This window comes from Streptomyces sp. NPDC018045 (assembly GCF_044327445.1).
Lineage (GTDB): Bacteria > Actinomycetota > Actinomycetes > Streptomycetales > Streptomycetaceae > Streptomyces.
Genome location: NZ_JBIRFL010000001.1, coordinates 121,818 through 140,232 on the forward strand (window position 1 = coordinate 121,818; position 18,415 = coordinate 140,232).

The 18,415-nt window shown below is 74.3% G+C and carries 12 protein-coding genes; 2 read left to right on the forward strand and 10 right to left on the reverse strand.

Going from position 1 to position 18,415, the window contains the following annotated elements:
• Positions 1-62 precede the first annotated feature (62 nt).
• The 4 genes from ACH4EB_RS00500 to ACH4EB_RS00515 form a co-directional block, all read right to left on the reverse strand.
• Positions 63-1,589, reverse strand: a complete 1,527-nt coding sequence (locus ACH4EB_RS00500; protein WP_398345025.1) for a lysine N(6)-hydroxylase/L-ornithine N(5)-oxygenase family protein — start codon at positions 1,587-1,589, stop codon at positions 63-65.
• A complete protein-coding gene (locus tag ACH4EB_RS00505; RefSeq protein ID WP_398345027.1) occupies positions 1,586-3,130 on the reverse strand; it encodes a pyridoxal phosphate-dependent decarboxylase family protein in 1,545 nt (514 codons plus the stop codon). The genes ACH4EB_RS00500 and ACH4EB_RS00505 overlap by 4 nt, the downstream gene beginning before the upstream one ends.
• A gap of 329 nt (positions 3,131-3,459) precedes the next feature.
• Positions 3,460-6,219 carry an aminopeptidase N gene (pepN, locus tag ACH4EB_RS00510; protein WP_398345028.1) on the reverse strand — a complete coding sequence of 920 codons (2,760 nt, stop codon included), beginning with the start codon at positions 6,217-6,219 and terminating at the stop codon, positions 3,460-3,462.
• 126 nt (positions 6,220-6,345) lie between these two features.
• A complete protein-coding gene (locus ACH4EB_RS00515; protein ID WP_398345029.1) occupies positions 6,346-7,221 on the reverse strand; it encodes a helix-turn-helix domain-containing protein in 876 nt (291 codons plus the stop codon).
• A gap of 372 nt (positions 7,222-7,593) precedes the next feature.
• On the opposite strand from ACH4EB_RS00515, the gene ACH4EB_RS00520 reads away from it, so the two are divergent.
• A complete protein-coding gene (locus ACH4EB_RS00520) occupies positions 7,594-9,399 on the forward strand; it encodes a beta-galactosidase family protein (RefSeq protein WP_398345706.1) in 1,806 nt (601 codons plus the stop codon).
• A 49-nt stretch (positions 9,400-9,448) separates the two neighbouring features.
• Here the strand turns inward: ACH4EB_RS00520 and ACH4EB_RS00525 are convergent, their stop codons facing one another.
• The 5 genes from ACH4EB_RS00525 to ACH4EB_RS00545 all read right to left on the reverse strand — a co-directional run bounded on the left by ACH4EB_RS00525 (position 9,449) and on the right by ACH4EB_RS00545 (position 16,185).
• On the reverse strand, positions 9,449-12,655 hold the full coding sequence (locus ACH4EB_RS00525; RefSeq protein WP_398345031.1) for an endo-alpha-N-acetylgalactosaminidase family protein: 3,207 nt from the start codon (positions 12,653-12,655) through the stop codon (positions 9,449-9,451).
• Between the two features lie 182 nt (positions 12,656-12,837).
• Complete coding sequence (locus tag ACH4EB_RS00530) at positions 12,838-14,010, reverse strand: sensor histidine kinase (RefSeq protein ID WP_398345032.1); 1,173 nt, start codon at positions 14,008-14,010, stop codon at positions 12,838-12,840.
• A 5-nt stretch (positions 14,011-14,015) separates the two neighbouring features.
• Complete coding sequence (locus ACH4EB_RS00535) at positions 14,016-14,714, reverse strand: response regulator (RefSeq protein ID WP_398345033.1); 699 nt, start codon at positions 14,712-14,714, stop codon at positions 14,016-14,018.
• Positions 14,715-14,829: 115 nt separating this feature from the next.
• Positions 14,830-15,195 carry a hypothetical protein gene (locus tag ACH4EB_RS00540; protein ID WP_398345035.1) on the reverse strand — a complete coding sequence of 122 codons (366 nt, stop codon included), beginning with the start codon at positions 15,193-15,195 and terminating at the stop codon, positions 14,830-14,832.
• Positions 15,196-15,378: 183 nt separating this feature from the next.
• Positions 15,379-16,185, reverse strand: coding sequence for a S1 family peptidase (locus ACH4EB_RS00545; protein WP_398345036.1), 807 nt, complete (start codon positions 16,183-16,185; stop codon positions 15,379-15,381).
• A gap of 265 nt (positions 16,186-16,450) precedes the next feature.
• Between ACH4EB_RS00545 and ACH4EB_RS00550 the strand changes: the two genes are divergently transcribed.
• Entirely contained in the window at positions 16,451-17,374 is a 924-nt protein-coding gene (locus tag ACH4EB_RS00550) for a hypothetical protein (protein WP_398345037.1), read from the forward strand.
• A 30-nt stretch (positions 17,375-17,404) separates the two neighbouring features.
• Here ACH4EB_RS00550 and ACH4EB_RS00555 read toward each other — a convergent pair whose 3' ends face one another.
• On the reverse strand, positions 17,405-18,379 hold the full coding sequence (locus tag ACH4EB_RS00555) for a hypothetical protein (RefSeq protein WP_398345038.1): 975 nt from the start codon (positions 18,377-18,379) through the stop codon (positions 17,405-17,407).
• Between the last annotated feature and the right edge of the window lie 36 nt (positions 18,380-18,415).

Below are 18,415 nucleotides of genomic sequence, written 5' to 3' on the forward strand. Positions count from 1 at the left end.
CGATTCCGGCTTGGTGCTCGGCGGCCCAGGTGTCCGTAGGGGCGGAGCCTGGGCCGTGCCGGTCAGGGGTTCTCGATGAGGGTGGAGGTGGGGCGGGGGATGTCGCCGAGGCCGCGGGGCGGTGCGGGGCGCAGGCCGAAGGTGGTGAAGGCGGTGCGTGACGGGAGGGGGTAGACCGTGCTGTCGGTGAGGGAGTTGAGGATGGTGGCACTGCGCCAGGCGGAGAGACCGAGGTCGGGGGTGCCGACGCCGTGGGTGTGGTGTTCGGCGTTCTGCACGTAGACCGAACCGGTGACGCAGGGGTCGAGGAGGAGTCGCTGGTCGGCGTCGATGCGGGGGCGGCCGGCGGCGTCGCGGCGCATGTACGGGTCGAGGGCGGCGAGCAGGGTGTCGGTGCGGGCTTCGCGGTAGCCGGTGGCGAGGACGACGGCATCGGTGGTCAGGCGGCTGCGGGCGCCCTGGTGGGGGTGGTCGAGGTGGAGTTCGACCTTGGTGGTGCCGACGCGGCCCGCGGTGCGGACGGTGACGCCGGGGGTGAGGGTGGCGTCGGGCCAGCCGCCGTGGAGGGTGCGGCGGTAGAGCTCGTCGTGGATGGCGGCGAGGGTGGCGTGGTCGATGCCCTTGTAGAGCTGCCACTGGCCGGGCAGGAGCTGGTCGCGTACGGGTTCGGGGAGGGCGTGGAAGTAGCGGGTGTAGTCGGGGGTGAAGTGTTCGAGGCCGAGTTTGCTGTATTCCATGGGGGCGAAGGCGGCGGAGCGGGCGAGCCAGTGGAGGCCTTCGCGGCCGGTGCGGCGGGCGCGCAGCAGGTCGAGGAAGACCTCGGCGCCGGACTGTCCGGCGCCGATGACGGTGATGTGGTCGGCGGTCAGCAGGCGTTCGCGGTGGGCGAGGTAGTCGGCGGCGTGCAGGACGGGGACGGCGGGGGCGTCGACGAGGGGTTTGAGGGGGTCGGGTACGTGGGGGACGGTGCCGATGCCGAGGGCGAGGTTGCGGGCGTGGGTGCGGCCGAGGGCTTCGGCTTCGCCGTCGTCACCGAGCTGGGTGTAGTCGACTTCGAAGGCGGCGCGGTCGCTGTTCCAGCGGACGGCGTCGATCTGGTGCCGGAAGTGCAGACCGGGGAGGTTTTCGCTGACCCAGCGGCAGTAGGCGTCGTATTCGGCGCGGTGGATGTGGAAGCGTTCGGAGAAGTAGAAGGGGAAGAGGCGTTCCCGGTACTTGAGGTAGTTCAGGAAGCTCCAGGGGCTGGCGGGGTCGGCGAGGGTGACGAGGTCGGCGAGGAAGGGGACTTGGAGGGTGGCGTCCTCGATGAGGAGTCCGGAGTGCCAGTGGAAGGCGGGGCGCTGGTCGTAGAAGGCGGTGCGCAGGTGGGTGAGGGGCTCGGCGAGGGCGGCGAGGGAGAGGTTGAAGGGGCCGATGCCGATGCCGGCGAGGTCCAGGGGTTCGTCGGTGTCGGCGGGTGGCCGGGTGGTGGCGGGGCCGGGGTCGGGGGGCCGGGTGCTGGTGGTGCGGTGGCCGGCGGGGGCGGGGTGTCCGGGGTCCGGGGACGGCAGTTGGAGGGTGACGGCTTCGGGGTGGGGGGTGGTGCTCATCGGGGGGTGTGGCCTTCCACGAGTTTGAGGAGCGAGGCGAGGTCGTCGGTGGTGGTGTAGGGGTTGAGGAGGGTGGCTTTGAGCCAGAGGCCGGTGGGGGCGGTGGCGCGGCCGAGGACGGCGCGGCCGTGGTGCAGGAGGCGGCGGCGGATGGTGGCGACGGTGGTGTCATCGGCACCGGTGGGGCGGAAGAGGACGGTGCTGAGGGTGGGGCGGGAGTGGAGTTCGTAGGCGGGGTGGTCGTCGATGAGGCCGGCGAGGGTGCGGGCGGCGGCGAGGGTGCGGTCGACGAGGTCGGCGAGTCCCGTACGGCCGAGGGCCTGGAGGGTTACGGCCATCTTGAGGATGTCGGGGCGGCGGGTCGTACGCAGGGAGCGGCCGAGGAGGTCGGGAAGGCCGGCTTCGGTGTCGTCGTCGGCGTTGAGGTAGGCGGCGCGGTGGGTGAGCGGGGCGAGGTCGGTGGTGCGGGGAACGGCGAGGAGGCCGGCGGCGACCGGCTGCCAGCCGAGTTTGTGCAGGTCGAGGGTGACGGTGTGGGCGCGGTGCAGACCGTCGAGGAGGGGACGGTGGGTGGTGCTGAACAGGAGGGGGCCGCCGTAGGCCGCGTCGACGTGGAGACGGGCGCCGTGGGCGCGGGTGAGGTCGGCGAGGGCGGGCAGCGGGTCGATGGCGCCGGTGTCGGTGGTGCCGGCGGTGGCGCAGACGAGGACGGGGGCGCCGCGTGTGCCGGGGTGGCAGAGGCCGGTGAGGGCGGTGTGGAGGGTGTGGGGGTCGAGGGTGCCGTCAGGGGTGGGGAGGGTGAGGGGTTCGGGGAGGCCGAGGAGCCAGGCGGCGCGGTGGATGCTGTGGTGGGCGTTGGCGCCGCAGACGACGCGCAGGGGCTCGGTGTGGTGGGTGCGGGCGTGCTCGCGGGCGAGGAGGAGGCCGAGTTGGTTGGACTCGGTGCCGCCGGTGGTGACCAGGGCGTCGGGTTGCTCGTCCTCGGGTGTGCGTCCGGGGCCGGCGGGCGTGTCGGATCCGTACGGGCGGGCGGGGATCGCGGGCGCGGGCGGTGTGGGCGGGCGCGCGGCGCCTGGCGGTGGGCCGGTCTCGTACGGGTGGGGCGCGGCGTCGGGGCCGTACGGGTAGACGAGCGCGGCGAGTTCGCGGGCCGTGCGGGCTTCGAGGGCGGAGGCGGCGGGGGCCTGGTCCCAGGAGTCCATGGACGGGTTGAGGGCGGCGGCGGCCAGGTCGGCCGCGGCGGCGAGGGCCAGCGGGGGGCAGTGCAGGTGGGCCGCGCAGTGCGGGTCGGCGGGGTCGGCGGCACCGGCGGCCAGGGCGTGGACCAGGGCACGCAGCGCTTCGTGGGGGCCGCGGCCGGTCTCGGGAAGGACCGGCCCGGTGGCCTCCCGCAGCCGCGCGGCGACGCGGCCGGGGCCGCCGGCGGGCAGCGGTCCGCCCCGGGCTTCCGCTCCGTCGCGCAGCGCGTCGAGGACGGTGCCGAGGAGGGGCCGCAGGGCGTCGGGGCCTGCGGCTCCGCCGGCGAGGGGCGGGGTGTTCATGGGCGGTCCTTCGGGTGCGCGACAGCGGGCACACCACAGACTGGCCGGGGCCGGGTGGTGTGCCTGCCGAGCTGAGCGAGCTCAACCCGAAAGGGGTACTGATGTGCTGGGCGGGGCGGTGATGATCGGATTGCCTGCTATGCAGTCCGTACGGCCTGACCGGCGGGGCCGGAGCCCGGGGTCGGGGCGCGACGGGCGGGCGCCGGATCCTTTCCTCCCGGGCGCCCGCCGGGACCGCCGCCGGCCCGGCGCGTGTCACGGCCCGGCGGGTCCGCCGCTCCCCCGCTCCTCGCTGCCCCGTCGGGTCCGCCGCCGCGCGTGAGCCGCCGCTACGCGCCCCGTACCCGGAGTGCCCTCCCCAGATCGTCGAGCTGGTCGATGAGCTTACGGCGCAGGGCCGGGGACGGGTCGGCGGTGCGCAGGCACTCCTCGCCCAGTCGGAGGGTGGTGGTGTCGACGAACGGGGTGGGGAAGGCGTAGCGGCCGGCGGACTCGGCGAGGGCGGGGCCGCGGCGGGCGGCGAGGGCCACCGCGTCGGGGAAGTACCGGGTGACGTACGGGCGCACCAGGTCGAGCTGTTCGGGGGCCCAGAAGCCGGCGGCGGTGGCGTTGAAGAGGTAGTTGGACAGGTCGGTCTGCTCGTCGGTGGCGAACAGTGCGTCCCAGGCGGCCCGCTTGGCGGCGGGGTCGGGCAGGGCGGCGTGGCAGGTGGCGGCGCCCTGGCGGCCGGTGGCGCTGGGGTCGCGGGCCAGTTCGTCCTCGATGGCGGCCGGAGTGGTGGCGCCGAGGACGGCGAGCCGGCCGAGGATGCGCCAGCGCAGCTCCGGATCGAGGACGGGGCCGCCGGGGACGCTGCCGCCGGAGAGCCAGTCCTGTATGCCGTCGGGGGTGGTGGCACTGTCGATGAAGGTGCGGACGGCGGCCAGGCGCAGTCCTTGGCCGTCACCGTTCTCCGAGCCTTCGGTGCGGCGCAGGATGTCGCGGGCGACGGTGCCGAGGGTGGTCAGGGCGGCGGGCCGGTCGGCGGCGGGGAGGTAGCGGTCGGCGATCTGGGTGCGGGCGAAGGTGAGGGTGCCGGAGACGATGGCGATGTCGGTCTCGTACGGAAGGTGGGCGCGGGCGGCGTCCAGGTAGGCGGCGGGCGGCAGCTCGCCGTCGCGGACCATGTCACGCGCGGCGTTCCATACGACGGCGCGGGTGAGGGGGTCGGGCAGGCCGGAGAGCGCTGCACGGGCCGTGTCCCAGGAGGTGGGGTCCAGACGGATCTTGGTGTAGGTGAGGTCGCCGTCGTTGAGGAGGACCAGGGCGGGGCGGGGGCCCGGACCGGTGTGGAGGCGCTGCGGGGCGCCGGACCGCGCGCCGGTGTGTGCGGCAGTATGTCCGCCGGCGTGTGCGGCGTCGGCGTCCGGTGCGGTGGCGGGGCCACCGGGGGACGGTGCGGCATCGGAGGCCGGTGCCGCACCGGAAGCGGGTGCGGCACCGGACTCGCCGGGAGGCGGTGTGGTCCCGGGGGACGGTGCGGCATCGGAGGCCGGTGCCGCACCGGCGGAAGCCCGCGCCGTGTCCTGGTCCTCGGGGCCCGGTGCGGGAATGTCCCAGGCGAGGTGGTCGCGGGCGACGAGGCGGGCGGGGTCGGTGGGGTCGCGGTCGTACAGTCCGGCGGTGAGGTGGTGGGGGCGGCTGCCGTCCCGGTCGACGCGCAGCGTCCAGCCGCCGTCGGGTGTGGTGCCGAGAACGGGGGTGAGGGTGTCGACGCCGGTGGTGCGCAGCCAGCTTCCGGCCCAGGCGGGCACGTCGCGGTCGGTGGCCCGGGCGAGGGAGTCGACGAAGTCGGCGAGGGTGGCGTTGCCGAAGCGGTGGCGGGTGATGTGGTCGTTGACGCCGGCGAGGAAGTCCTTCTCGCCCATCCAGGCGACGAGCTGGCGCAGGGCGGAGGCGCCCTTGGCGTAGGAGATGCCGTCGAAGTTGAGGAGGGCGGAGGCCGTGTCGGGCACGTCCTCGGGGGCGGGGGCGACGGGGTGGGTGGAGGGGCGCTGGTCGGCGTCGTAGCCCCAGCTCTTGCGGGCGATACCGAAGTCGGTCCAGGTGTCGGTGAAGTGCGTGGCCTCGGACAGGACCTGGTAGCCCATGTACTCGGCGAAGGACTCGTTGAGCCAGATGTCGTCCCACCACGCGAGGGTGACGAGGTCGCCGAACCACATGTGGGCCATCTCGTGGGCGATGACCATGCCGCGGGACTGGCGTTCGGTGTCGGTGACGGCGGAGCGGAAGACGAAGTCCTCGCGGAAGGTGACCAGGCCGGGGTTCTCCATGGCGCCCGCGTTGAACTCGGGCACGAATGCCTGGTCGTAGGAGTCGAAGGGGTAGGGCTCGTCGAAGAGGGCGTGGTAGCGGTCGTAGCAGCGGCGGGTGATGTCGAGGATCTCTTCGGCGTCCGCGGTCAGGTGGGGGGCCAGGGAGCGGCGGCAGTGGATGCCGAAGGGCAGTCCGGCGTGCTCGGTGCGGACGGTGTGCCAGGGGCCGGCGGCGACGGCGACGAGGTAAGTGCTGATGGGCGGGGTGGGGGCGAGGGCCCAGCGGCCTTCCGCGCCGTCGTCACGGGTGGCGATGCCGTTGCCCAGGACGGTCCAGCCGGGGGGCGTGGTGACGGTCAGTTCGAAGACGGCCTTCAGGTCGGGCTGGTCGAAGGCGGCGAAGACGCGCTGGGCGTTGTCCAGGAACAACTGGGTGTAGACGTAGGTCTCACCGTCCACGGGGTCGGTGAAGCGGTGCATGCCCTCACCGGTGCGGGAGTAGGACATGGCGGCTTCGAGGCGGAGTTCGTGGTCGCCTTCGGTGAGGCCGGGCAGCGGGAGGCGGTTGCCGTCGAGGGTGGCCCGGTCGAGGGGGTGGCCGTCGAGGGTGGCGGAGCGCAGCTCGTGCGGTGCGACGTCGATGAAGGTGTCGCCGGGGGTGCGCGCACCGAAGCGGACGGCCGTGCGGGACACGAAGTGGTCGGGGCCGTGGGTGAGGTCGAGGTCGATCGCGTAGCGGTGGACGTCGAGGAGTCGGGCTCGGGTCTGCGCCTCGTCGCGCGTCAGTGCGGGCATGTCCTCATGCTGCCGTACGGCACTGACACCGCGCACTCGGCCCGTGCTTTTCCCGGCCGGGCCACGCCCCGCGCGTGGGCCGCGCGCCCCGCCGCCGGCTCGTGGCCGAACCGTGGCCGGGCCGGTTCAGCCGATCCGCGGCGGGTCGTCGGGGTCGGGTACGCGGGTGGACCAGCCGCCGGGGACGCTGTGCCCTTGGAGGGCGCGGAAGCGGACGGGCGCGGTGCCGACGCGGCGGGTGAACAGGCGGCTGAAGTAGGCCGGGTCGGTGTAGCCGACGCGGCGGGCGACGGCGGCGACGGGGAGTTCGGTGGCGGCGAGCAGCTCCTTGGCGTGACCGAGGCGGATGGCCAGGAGGTAGTCCTTGGGGCTGCACCCGGCGCCGCGGCGTACGGCGGTGCGCAGGGCGGCGGGGGTCATGCCGTGGCGGGCGGCGTGTTCGGCGACGGTCAGCGGCAGGAACGCGTCGCGGGCGAGCGCCTGGAGCACGGGGTCGCCGGCCGCGTCGGTGTCGGCTCGGGCGCGGCGCAGGGCGACGAGGAGCTCGTGGACGGCGGCGGCGGTCTCGACCTCCAGGAGGGGGTTGCCGCGGTGGGCGGCGCGGGTGATGCGGCCGATGGCGGTGCGGGCGGCGGCGGTGTCGGCGAGCGGGACGAGGGGGCGGTCGGGTTCGATGTAGCCGAGTTCGGTGTAGGTGGTGGCGGCGGGGCCGGTGAAGTCGACGAAGCTCTCGTCCCATCCGGTGTGCGGGTCGGCGCCGTAGTGGTGGGGGACGCCGGGAACGAGCCACAGGAGGGCGGGGGCGGTGACCGGCGTCCGGGTACCGTCGGGGCTGGTGAACCAGCCGCGGCCGGCGCCGACGACGACGGCGACGTGGTGGTCGAGGACGCGCGGGCCGACGGGTGGCAGGGTGCCGTGCTGGAGCCCGACACCGAGGCACACCAGGCCGAGCCGGTGGTGGGCCGGGCTGGGCGTGAAGTACCGCATCCAGGTGTGGTACATGCGGGCGTCCTCCCGTCTCCTCGTGCGGGCCTTCTCGTGTCCGTCTTCTCGTGCCGGGCCGTGTCCGTGCGGGGCGGCACGGGGTGCGCACATGGCGGGCCGCCGCGTCCGTACGACGGGCCGCCCGTTCCCGTAAGCGGCGGACCACCATGCCCGTACGCGGCGGGTCACCGAGCCCGTACACGGCGGGCCGCCATGTCCGTACCAGCTCGGAGGCTGTCGCTTTCTGCCCGGCGCGCTTCCTTCCTGTCATGTTTTCTGCCCGGTCCGGTACCTGCTCCGTCCAATCAACGTCGATCTTTGTCCATGGACCCGCGCGCCGCCAGAGGTGAGGGTGAGCCGAAGGCCAGGTGGGCGGAGGGGACGGGCGGCGTGGGCGAGTTCGTGGTGGGCGGGCGGGAGTTCGAGCGGGACGGGCGGCCGGTGCGGCTGCTGTCGGGTGCGCTGCACTACTTCCGGGTGCACGAGGCACAGTGGGGGCACCGGCTGGCGATGCTGCGCGCCATGGGCCTGAACTGCGTGGAGACGTATGTGCCGTGGAACCTGCACGAGCCGCGGCCGGGCGCCTACCGTGACCCGGAGGCGCTGGGCCGCTTCCTGGACGCGGCGCACGCGGCGGGGCTGCTCGCGCTGGTCAGGCCGGGTCCGTACATCTGCGCCGAGTGGGAGAACGGCGGGCTGCCGCACTGGCTGACCGGCCCGCTGGGACGGCGGGTGCGCACCCGCGACCCGGAGTATCTGCGGGCGGTGGACGCGTGGTTCGGGCGGCTGCTGCCGCAGGTGGTGGCGCGGCAGTACGACCGTGGCGGTCCGGTGGTGATGGTGCAGGCGGAGAACGAGTACGGGTCGTACGGCAGCGACCGGGAGTACCTGGCGCACATGGTGGACCTGCTGCGCGACCTCGGGGTGGGCGTGCCGCTGTTCACGTCGGACGGTCCCGAGGACCACATGCTCACCGGGGGCTCTGTGCCGGGTGTCCTGGCCACGGCGAACTTCGGTTCCGGGGCGCGGGGGGCGTTCGCGGCGCTGCGCCGGCATCAGCCGGACGGTCCGCTGATGTGCGGGGAGTTCTGGTGCGGGTGGTTCTCCCACTGGGGTGACGCGCCGGTGGCACGCTCCCCGGAGGACGCGGCGGAGGCGCTGCGCGAGATCCTGGAGTGCGGTGCGTCGGTCAACGTCTACATGGCGCACGGCGGGACGAACTTCGGCGGGTGGGCGGGGGCGAACCGTTCCGGCGAGCTGCACGACGGGGCTCTGCGGCCCACCGTCACGTCGTACGACTACGACGCGCCGATCGACGAACGCGGGCGCCCCACGGAGAAGTTCCGCCGCTTCCGCGAGGTGCTGGCCCCGTACGCCCCGGGTCCGCTGCCCGAGGTCCCCGTACCGCCGCCGGTCCTCGCCGCACCCGTACGGGCCGAGTCCGGCGGGTGGGCGCCGCTCGCCGACGTGCTGGACGCGCTCGGCGGGCCGGAGGTGACGGCGGGTGTCCCGCCGGCGTTCGAGGAGCTGGACGTGGACCGGGGCGTGGTGCGGTACCGCTTCGAGGTGCCGGGGCCGCGTGGGCCGTTCCCGCTGCGGGTGACGGGGCTGCGCGACCTGGCGGTGACGTACGTGGAAGGGGTGCGGGGGCCGGACCTGGCCGAGGAGGAGGCGGAGATCGGTGCGGCGGTGACCGGGCCCGCCACCGTGGAGCTGTGGGTGGAGTCACTGGGGCGCGTCAACTACGGTCCGCGGCTCGGTGAGCCGAAGGGCCTCACGGGTGGGGTGCTGCACGAGCGGCAGTATCTGCACGGCGTACGGGCGCGGGGGCTGCGGCTGGACGCGCTGGAGGACGCGGCGGCCGTGGGGCGGGTGCCGTTCGGGGACGTCGGCGGGTGTGCTTGCGGTGCCGGGCGGCAGCGCCCCCTCACCGGCGAGCAGCCGGGCCTGTACCGGGCCACGCTGCCGGTCCCCTCCCCCGGTGACGCCACGCTCGAACTGCCCGGCTGGAAGCGCGGCTTCGCCTGGATCAACGGCTTCTGCCTGGGACGCTACTGGGCGACGGGGCCGCAGCACACCCTGTTCGTCCCCGGCCCGGTGCTGCGCCCGGGCGCCAACGAGCTGCTCCTGCTGGAACTGGCGGGCGCCCCCGCCCTTGAGGGGAAGCGGGCGGGGGCGCCTCGCCTGGTGCCCTGACGCGCGGGTCCGCCGCGCCCGGGCGGACCGGGTTCCGGTGCCCGGCGGGTCAGGCCTCCCGTACCTCGAAGGTGTCCAGGACGAACTCCGCCTTGCCGTCGTCGCCCGTCTTGCGCAGCCCCACCCACGCCTCGCCGCTCTCCGGTGCGGTGAACTCGTAGGTGTGCGTGGTGGGCCGGGTGGCGGCGGGCAGCGGGATGCGGCTCAGTTCGCGGGCGGCCGGCTCGTCGGTGGCCGTGACCCAGGCGTACTGGCCCGCCTTCTCGTTCTGGTGGCGGAAGCTGACCCGGTAGCGGCGTCCGGGGACGAAGCGCACGGTGTGCGGCACGGTCCGGTAGACCAGGCCCTTGTTCTCGCCACGGGACTTCAGGGACTGGCCGCCGTCGATGACGTCGTCGACGGCCTTGCCGTTCCAGCCGCGCTGGGTGAACGGCGCGTGCCGCTGCGCTATGTGCGTGCGCGGGTCGGTGACCTGCCCCGCGTCGCCCTTGACGAAGGGGCCCCAGCCCTGCGGTACGTGCTCGAAGTCCTCGTACGCGACGGTGCCCGGCCGGCGGGCGGGAACCGCGGCGACCACCCGCACGTTGTCGAATCGAATACGCGGAGTGCCCGCCGCGGCGCGGAGGGTGAGGGTGACGGGACCGCCGCCCTCGGGGACGGTGAAGGGGGTGAACATCCGTTGGAAGCGGGTGCCGTGCTTGCGGTCGGCGGCGACGAAGTTCCCGGCGGTGGAGGTGTCGGTCCAGTTGGCGGCCGTGACACCGTCGCCGGTGCGTACCTCCAGCGTGGCCCGGCGCCGCTCGCCCGGCCGCGCGCCGACCTCCACCTGCACGGAGGCCGCGTAGGTGCCGGGCGCCAGGCGGGTGAGCCGCTGGCCGACGGCTGCCGCGCCGCCCGCTTCGATGACCAGTTCGTAGTCGCCGAGCGCGCTCGGCCGGACGGTGGCGGGCCCGGTGACCTGCCAGGCGTCGAGGGTGCCGGAGTGGAAGCCGGGGTCGGCGAGCGGCGTGCCCTCGCCCCAGCCGGGCCCGCTCCGGCCCGCGCCGTGGCGCTGCCCGGGACCGCTCCTCCGGCCCCAGCCGCGGCCGCCCTGGGCCGGTGCGGGCCGTCGGTACAGGACGTACGGCACTCCGGCCGCGGCGGTGACGGTGATCTTCCCGTCGCGTACGGCCAGCCGCTGCGGACGGCTCCTGCCCTGGTCGGTGAGCCGGTAGAGGTACCCGCTCCGGGCGCCGGACCAGCCGCGCGGCAGCGTCCAGGTGGTCGTGCCGCCCTCGGGGTTGTAGTGGTAGAGCTTCTCGGGGTCGGTGGCCCGGCGGGGTTCCCAGGGCAGCAGGTAGGTGCCGCCGTCGTAGACCAGGCGTCCGTCGGTGGTGATGCGGCGGACGCCGCCGCTGTCGGTGACGCTGGTGGCGGTCGGCCCCTCGAAGGTGATCTCGTGGTCACGCCAGGTGCGGACCGGGTATGCCTGGAGGTATTTGGCGGGCAGCGCGTCGACCCAGATGATCGCGTAGAAGGCGTGCCAGTCGGTCTTGCCGACCCAGCCCTCGAAGTTGCCCATCCGGGCGCCGCCCAGCAGCGTGGGCCACTTGTTCGCGAACACGTCCTTCTGGTGGTTGCGGATGAAGCGGATGAGCCGGGAATTGATGCCGCGGGAGGTGTCGCCGCCGTAGTCGGTCTCGTTGGCCCAGTGCGACCACAAGGCGGAGCGCTCCAGGCCGTGGCCCCATTCGGTGGTCACCTGCCAGCCCTGGTCGCGCAGGTGACGCTGGAGGCGGTCGGAGTTCCAGCCGGACTCGCGGAAGACGTCGATGTAGAGGGTGTTCAGGGCGGGGTCGGTCTCGTCGCGCAGATGCCGGAAGCGGCGGACGATGTCGCCGGAGACCAGGTCGCGGCGGGCGTCGATGCGGTAGGACTGGTCGAGCCAGTCCCACTGGGCGTCGTTTTTGTCGACGAGGGTTTCGGAGAAGGCGTGCGCCACGGGGTAGGACTCGGTGGCGTTGACGTGGACGGCGAAGTCGCTGTGCCACGTCTTTCCGGCGCGCAGCAGGGTGTTGAGGTCGGCGAGGCCGCCGGCGCGTTCGTTGTGGTTGCCGCCGTAGTCGGGGTGGGCGGAGTCGTGCCCCTCGGACTGGTAGCCCTTCAGGAGGGTGAACTGCCGCAGGCCGTCGGTGGCCAGCGCGATCCGCTTGACGTTGTCGAGGGTGGCCAGAAAGGGGTTGGTGGCCTGGCTGGCGAAGTTGAAGGGGATGTGGGCGACGACACGCAGGTGCTGGTCGTCGGCGCCGAGCGGGCTGACCATGATGTCGCGCAGCGCGATGGCCGCGTCCTGCCAGTCGGCGGTGCCGTCGCCGTTGCGGTCGCGGGTGAGGACGACGGTGGCGTACGGCAGGGGTTCGGTGTCGTCCAGGGGCGCGGTGGCCGCGCGGTGGGTCCACTGGCCGCAACCGAGGCGCGCGTAGCGGTGGCCGCCGCTCGCGGTGGTCTGCCGCCACAACCGCCCGTTCTCCCAGGTGGTGGCCCCGCTGGGCGTGTCGTACACGGTGTTGGTCTCGATGGCGGCGGCCACTCGGCCGGTGGCGGCGACCGCGTACGCGCAGCCGGCGGGCGCGGTGTCCACGGGGGTCGCCGGGGTGATCCGGACGAGGGTGTCGCCGCTCCCGGCCTTGTTCAGGTCGATGCGGGCGGTGAGGACGGCGGCGCCCGGCTGATCGCTGCGGACGCTCAGCAGGGCGAGCCCGGGGATCTGGAGGGTGCCCACGCGGAGGGCGGGGGTGTCGGCGATCCTGGTGACGCGCCAGTCGACGCGCCATCCGCTGACGGTGATCTCGGCGTCGATCTCGGTACCGCCGTCGAAGGCGAGGGTGTAGGCGATGCGCCCGGCGGCCGGGCGGGAGGTGACCCGGGGCGTGCGGGCGGTGCCGTCGACGAGGAGCTGGGTGACCGGGTCGGGCTGGCCGTACAGGACGGCGCCGGTACCCCGGTCGGTGTAGGAGAGGACGCGGGGGAAGGCGGTGTCGACGCGGACCTCCAGCGCGCCGGACCGCAGCACCGCTGCACCGGCCCGGGGCCGCGGGAGCGGGCCGGTGCTGTCGGCATACGCGCTGCCGCCGCCGAGCGGAAGGGCGCCGGCGATCCCGGCGAGCGCGGAGCCGATGACGATCTTCCTGCGGGTGGGGCCGGGCTCCGCGCCTTCCGTCGCGTCCTGCCGTGTTCCGGTGTCGGCCGGCTGCTCCGCGCCTGTCGGTCCGTTCACGTGCGCTCTCCGTCCTTCGCGCCGACTCTGCCCGTCGCGGGACAGGCTGCTGGGTGCGCGGCAGGCACGCCCATGGACAAAGGGGCGGGAGGTGTTGGACTAACGGGGCGACGGGGCGGGGCCCGGGGCTCGTACGGGTCGGCTGCCGCGGACGGCCGAGGCAGCCCGCCCGGCCCACAGGCTCAGCCCTCCTCACACCCCCCGTCCTCCCCCACCCCCGCGGCCCCCGACGGCAGTACCGCCCGTACCTCCCATCCGCCCTCCGGTGCGGGGCCCGCGGTGAGTCGGCCGCCCATCGCTTCGGCCCGTTCGGTCAGCCCGGCCAGGCCGAAGCCGCCGCCGCGGGCCTGTTCGGAGAGGCGGGCGGGGTGCCTGCCGTCGTCGGTGATGCGCAGTTCCAGGCCGGACGGTACGGCGCGGAGCCCGATACGTACGGCGGTGGCGTCCGCGGCGTGCTTGCTGACGTTGGTGAGGGCCTCGCGGACGATGCGGTGGACGGCGGCCGCGACCTCGGCGGGGACCGTCTCGTCGAGGCCCTGGTCGATGTGCAGGGTGACGGGCGGGCCGGTGCGGGCATACGTCTCGGTGAGGGCGCGGACTTCGGCCAGCCCGGCGAGCGGCCGGCTGCGCGCGGTGCCCTCCCGCAGGACGCGGACCAGGCGGCGCATCGCGCTGAGCGCCTCGCCGCCGGAGGCCTCGATCCGTTCGAAGGCGGCGTCCGCCCGGGGTCCGCTGAGCGAGGTGAAGCGGGCGGCGCGGGCCTGGACGACGATGCCGGTGACGTGGTGGGCCACCAGGTCGTGCAGTTCGCGGGCGAGTTCCAGGCGTTCGGCGGTCCGTACGGCGGCCAAATCCCGCATGCGCTGGGCGTCCTGCCAGCGCAGGATCATCGAGTAGGCGCTGACGACGACGGTCAGCACACCGTAGACGACGGTCCACAGGCCCAGCCGGACGTCACGCATCGGGGCGAGGACGCAGGCCAGGCCCAGCATGGGGCCGAGGACCGCGGCGGTGCGGCCGGGCGCGTGGTGCACCACGCCGGTGAGCAGGACCAGCAGGGCGACGCCTTCACCGAGGCCCCACACCTCCAGGGCATGCTGTCCGGCGATCAGGATGACCGAGGCGGTGAGGGAGACGCAGGCGGCGGTCCAGGCGCGGACCCGCGGCGGGATCCGTGCCTGGGGTACGGCGCACAGGCAGACGACGACGGCGGCGGCCACGACGGTCGCGTGCGGGCGGGTGGGCTGGCGGGCCAGCGCGACGGTCTCGAAGCCGACGAGGAAGAGCAGGACCGCGGCGAGGGCGGTCTTGGCGGCGGTGGCCTTGCGCGGGTGGGCGCGGGCCCACCCGGACATCGGGCTCACGGTACGGCCGGTCCGCCGCCGGGGCCGCTCGCGGCGAGCCCGCTCTCCCAGGCCCAGGCGGCGATCTCGACCCGGTTGCGGGCGTCCAGTTTGGTCTGGACGTTGGCGAGGTGCGACTTGACGGTGGACAGCGAGACGTAGAGTTCGGCGGCGATCTCGGCGTTGGTCCGGCCGCGGGCGAGGGCCCGTACGACGTCCTGCTCGCGGTCGGTCAGCGGCTCGGTGAGGGTGCGGGTGGTGCCGCCGGCCGCCGTGGGGGCGAGTTCGCGCAGCAGCCGTACGGTGATCGCGGGCGAGACCAGGGCGTCGCCGGCCGCGGCGGCGCGTACGGCCTCCACGAGCATGGCGGGGCTGGCGTCCTTGAGCAGGAAGCCGGAGGCGCCGCCGTGCAGCGCGGCGTGCACGTACGCGTCGAGGTCGAAGGTGGTGACGATGACGATGCGCGGCTTGTGCGCGGTCTCGGGGTGAGCGGCGGCGCGCTCGGCGATCCTGCGGGTGACCTCCAGGCCGTCGATCTCGGGCATCCGGATGTCGAGCAGCAGGACGTCGGGGCGCAGCCGCTCGACCGCGGACAGGGCCGCCGCGCCGTCCACGACATCGGCGAGGACCTCGATGTCCGGCCGGCTCTCCAGGATCATCCGGAAGCCCGTCCGGACCATCTCCTGGTCGTCCGCGATGACCACGCTGATCGCCATGTGTCCTTCGCCCTGTCCGTGCGCCGTGCGCGGCAGCGGTCCGGGCCGCTCCCGCTGTTTCCCATCTGACCTGCGATGATCGCGGCCCGCAACCGCTGGGATGGCCTTGCCGGTGTCACCGGCGGGCGGCGCGTACGGCCGGGTGGCTGTCGCGGTGCGGGGGCCGGCAGCAGGTGGGCGGGCGCGGGTACGCGGGGCCGGTGCCCGCGCAGCCGCGGTGCCGGGGGCCCCGTGCGGCACAGTCGCCGCCGGTGCGGGTGGCACCGTCGCGGACGGCGGTGTGGCCGACGGCGGTGGGGGACGCCGTGGGGCCGTCGGTCCGGAGGCTGTGTCCGTGGCCGCCGAGCAGCAGCCAGGTGACGGCCGCGGCGGAGGCGGCCAGCAGCAGGGCGGCGGTCGCGGTCGCCCGGTGGTCGCCGGCGCGGGCCGGGCCGCGGGCCGGGGTCTGCGGGGTGCGGCGGGAGCGGGGCTCGGTGGTCACGCCGCCCACGCTAGGAAGGGGACGTGCGGGCGGGCATCGGCTTTCCGGCCATGTGTCGGCGCCCGTGCCCCGGCCGAAAGGACGAGCCGGGTCCCTCTTCGGTAGGACCCGGGGCCGGGGTGCGCGGCCGCGCCCCGGTGCCGTGCGGCTCCGGGGCGCGGCGTGCGCGCTCTGTGGTGGCCGTCAGCCGGCCAGGCCGTCGGCCGCCTTCTTGATGTCCGCGGCGAAGGTGCTCACCTCGGTGTAGACGCCGGGCTTGCCGGGCCGGGCGCAGCCCTCGCCCCAGCTCACGATGCCGACCTGGAGCCACTGGCCGGCGTCGTCCTTGCGGAACATCGGGCCACCGGAGTCGCCCTGGCAGGTGTCGGTGCCGCCGGTGTCCAGTTGGCCGGCGCAGATCTCCTCGCCGGGGGTGAGCTGGTCGCCGTAGGCCTTCTTGCAGGTGGCGTCGTCGACGAAGGGCACCTTGGCCTTGAGCAGGTGGCGCTGCTGCTGGCCGCCCTCCTTGTCGGCGCCCCAGCCGGCTATGTCGAACTCGCCGGTGGTGAGCTTGTCGTCCGTGGCGATCTTCAGGGTCGGCAGGTCGATGGGCTTGGCGAGCTTGATGAGCGCCCAGTCCTTGCCCTTGCCGTTGTAGCCGGGGGCCTGGAGGACCTCGGTGGACTTGACGCTGACGGCCTTGGGGTCCTCCAGGTCGACCACGCCCGCGGTGGCGGTGATGGAGGTGTTGGGGCCGCTGCCGTCCACGCAGTGGGCGGCGGTCAGCACGATGTCCTTGGCGTAGAGGGCGCCGCCGCAGCCCATCGACAGCCGGACCATGAAGGGGAATTCGCCCTGTTCGGCCTTGGTGCCGCCGACGATCTTGGTGTGTACGCCGTCGGGCTGGGGGGTGGGGGCGGCGTTGGCGGCGGCGGGCTGGAGGCTGACGGCCGCGAGGGCGACGGCCGCGGTGGCGGTGGCTCTCTTGAGGTGCTTCAGGTGGCTTCGCAACGGGCTTCCTTTCGTGGGGGGTTGCACGTCGATGTCAGGCCCATGCCAACGCGAGAACCGGAAAGGGCCGCCGAAAGACCGCGCGGGAAAGTCGGCAGCACGCCACAAGGCGTCCGGACCCAGTGGGGATGAGCCCGCAAAGCACCCTTGGATTATGTGGAGTCGACGATCACAGTGGCAAGGGTGTACATCTGACCAACTCCTGTTCTACCCACGCCTCGTACGCCCCATACCGGACGTTCCCGACGAGACGTACAGTGGTCGGGTGGCGGCGACGGGAAGGCCGGGCGGTTCCGGCGGGGACATCGAGCACGGCTATCCGCATCTGGACACGGTCCGCGCGGCCCTCACCGCGCTCTACAAACGCCTCTCGACCGACACGGTGCACGCCTTCGGAACGAGCGTGCTGCCCGCGGAAGTCGCCTTCGACGACGACGAGGAGCTGTACGCGGGCGCGCAGCGGGTGGCCCACGCCCTGGTGCGGCACCTGCGGCTGCCCGACGCCCGGGTGATCGTCGCCTTCCGCGAGATGGACCTCGCCGCCAACGTCGAACTGACCGCGGGCCCCGAGTACTTCGTCGAGCTGAACGCCCGCTTCAAGTCCCACCGCCGGGACATCGGCGCCGCCCTCGCCCACGAGGTGATGCACGTCTACCTGCACCGCCTCGACCTGTCCTTCCCCGGCACCCGCGACAACGAGATCCTCACCGACACCGCCACCACCTACCTGGGCGCGGGCTGGCTGCTGCTCGACGCGTACCGCGAACACGGGCCGTTCTCGCAGAAGCTGGGCTATCTGACCCCGGAGGAGTTCGGTTACGTCCTCGCCAAGCGCGCGCTGCTCTTCGACGAGGACCCGGCACCGTGGTTCACCAGCCCACAGGCGTACGACGCCTACAAGGCGGGCCTGGCGCTGGCCCGCCGCGACGCGCGGCAGCCGCCGCTGGCCGCGGCCGGCTGGGCGGACCGCCGCCGCTACGCCAAGGACCGGCGCGCGGCCCGGGACCCGCGGCACGCCGGACGGCCCGGCGGCCCGGCGGCGGGCGGTGGCTACGCCTTCGAGGGCAACGCGCCGCTGCGCGTGTCGTTCCCCTGCCCGACGTGCCGCCAGCGCATCCGCGTCCCCGTGCGCGGTCCGCTGCGGGCCCGCTGCGCGCTGTGCCGTACGGAGCTGGAGTGCGACACGTGACGGCGCGCGCGGCGGGCCCCTGACCGGGCGTCAGTCGTGGCAGACGACCTTGACGGCCCCGGCCCCGTGGTGGGCGCGGTCCCGGCCCGGCGAGTGGTTGTCGCCCCGGTCCATCAGCTTCACGCCGATCTTGTTCTGATGCACCGGGAAGGTGCCCGCCGACTGCCAGCTCCCCCGGTGCGCGACCTGGTCGACGACGAAGCCGCCGACCTTCGTCCCCGGGTTGAAGGGGTCGGTGAGCACCTGGTAGTGGGTCGGGCTGCCCTGGACGTCACGTTCGCTGGGGCCGCTGGGGACGTAGACCGACACCTGGCAGCTACGGGACTGCGGGCCCGGCTCCCACCACCACATGATGTTGTTGTCGGTGTCCTTGTTCGGGTCGCCGGACATCGGTACGGACGTGAACTGACCGCTGCAGCCGCCCTCGCGGGTGCTGCCGCCGGTGAGGCCGTACCAGCCGACGCCGACCTCGCCGTGCACACCGGCCTGGTGGTACCCACCGCTCGGGGGCGTCGGGCAGCCCGGGCCCGCTATCCCCTCGTAGGTCACCTTGGCCACGCGCGGCGCGGCGGGCTTCTTGGGCTCGGACTTCGGGCTCTTCTTGGCCGACGGGGTGGGCGCGGGAGCGGCGGGCGACTTCGCCCCGCCCCCCGGCGAGGGGTCACCGGCCTTCTTGCCCGGTGCCTCGCCGGGCGCCTTGCCGGGCTTGGCCGTCGGCAGGGGCGAGCCCGTCTTGGTCTGCTGCGGCTGCTTGGCGGCGACCGCCTGCTCCTGGCCGTCACCGAAGCGCACCTGGGAGACGCCGAGGGTGGCGAGCGCCACCGCGCCGACGCCGACGCCGGCCAGGACGGGCAGGCCCAGGGCCGTCTTCCACACCCGGCGGCCGGGTGCCAGGCCGCGCTTCGGGGTCCGCGCGCCCTTGGCGAAGGTCTCCGCGAAACCGGACCCGGACGGGTCGGACGCACCGGAGCGGTCCGGTCCGGCGCTCTTGTTCGGCTGTGACAACGGGGGTTCCTCCTGGGGGGTGGTCGGGGTGTCGGG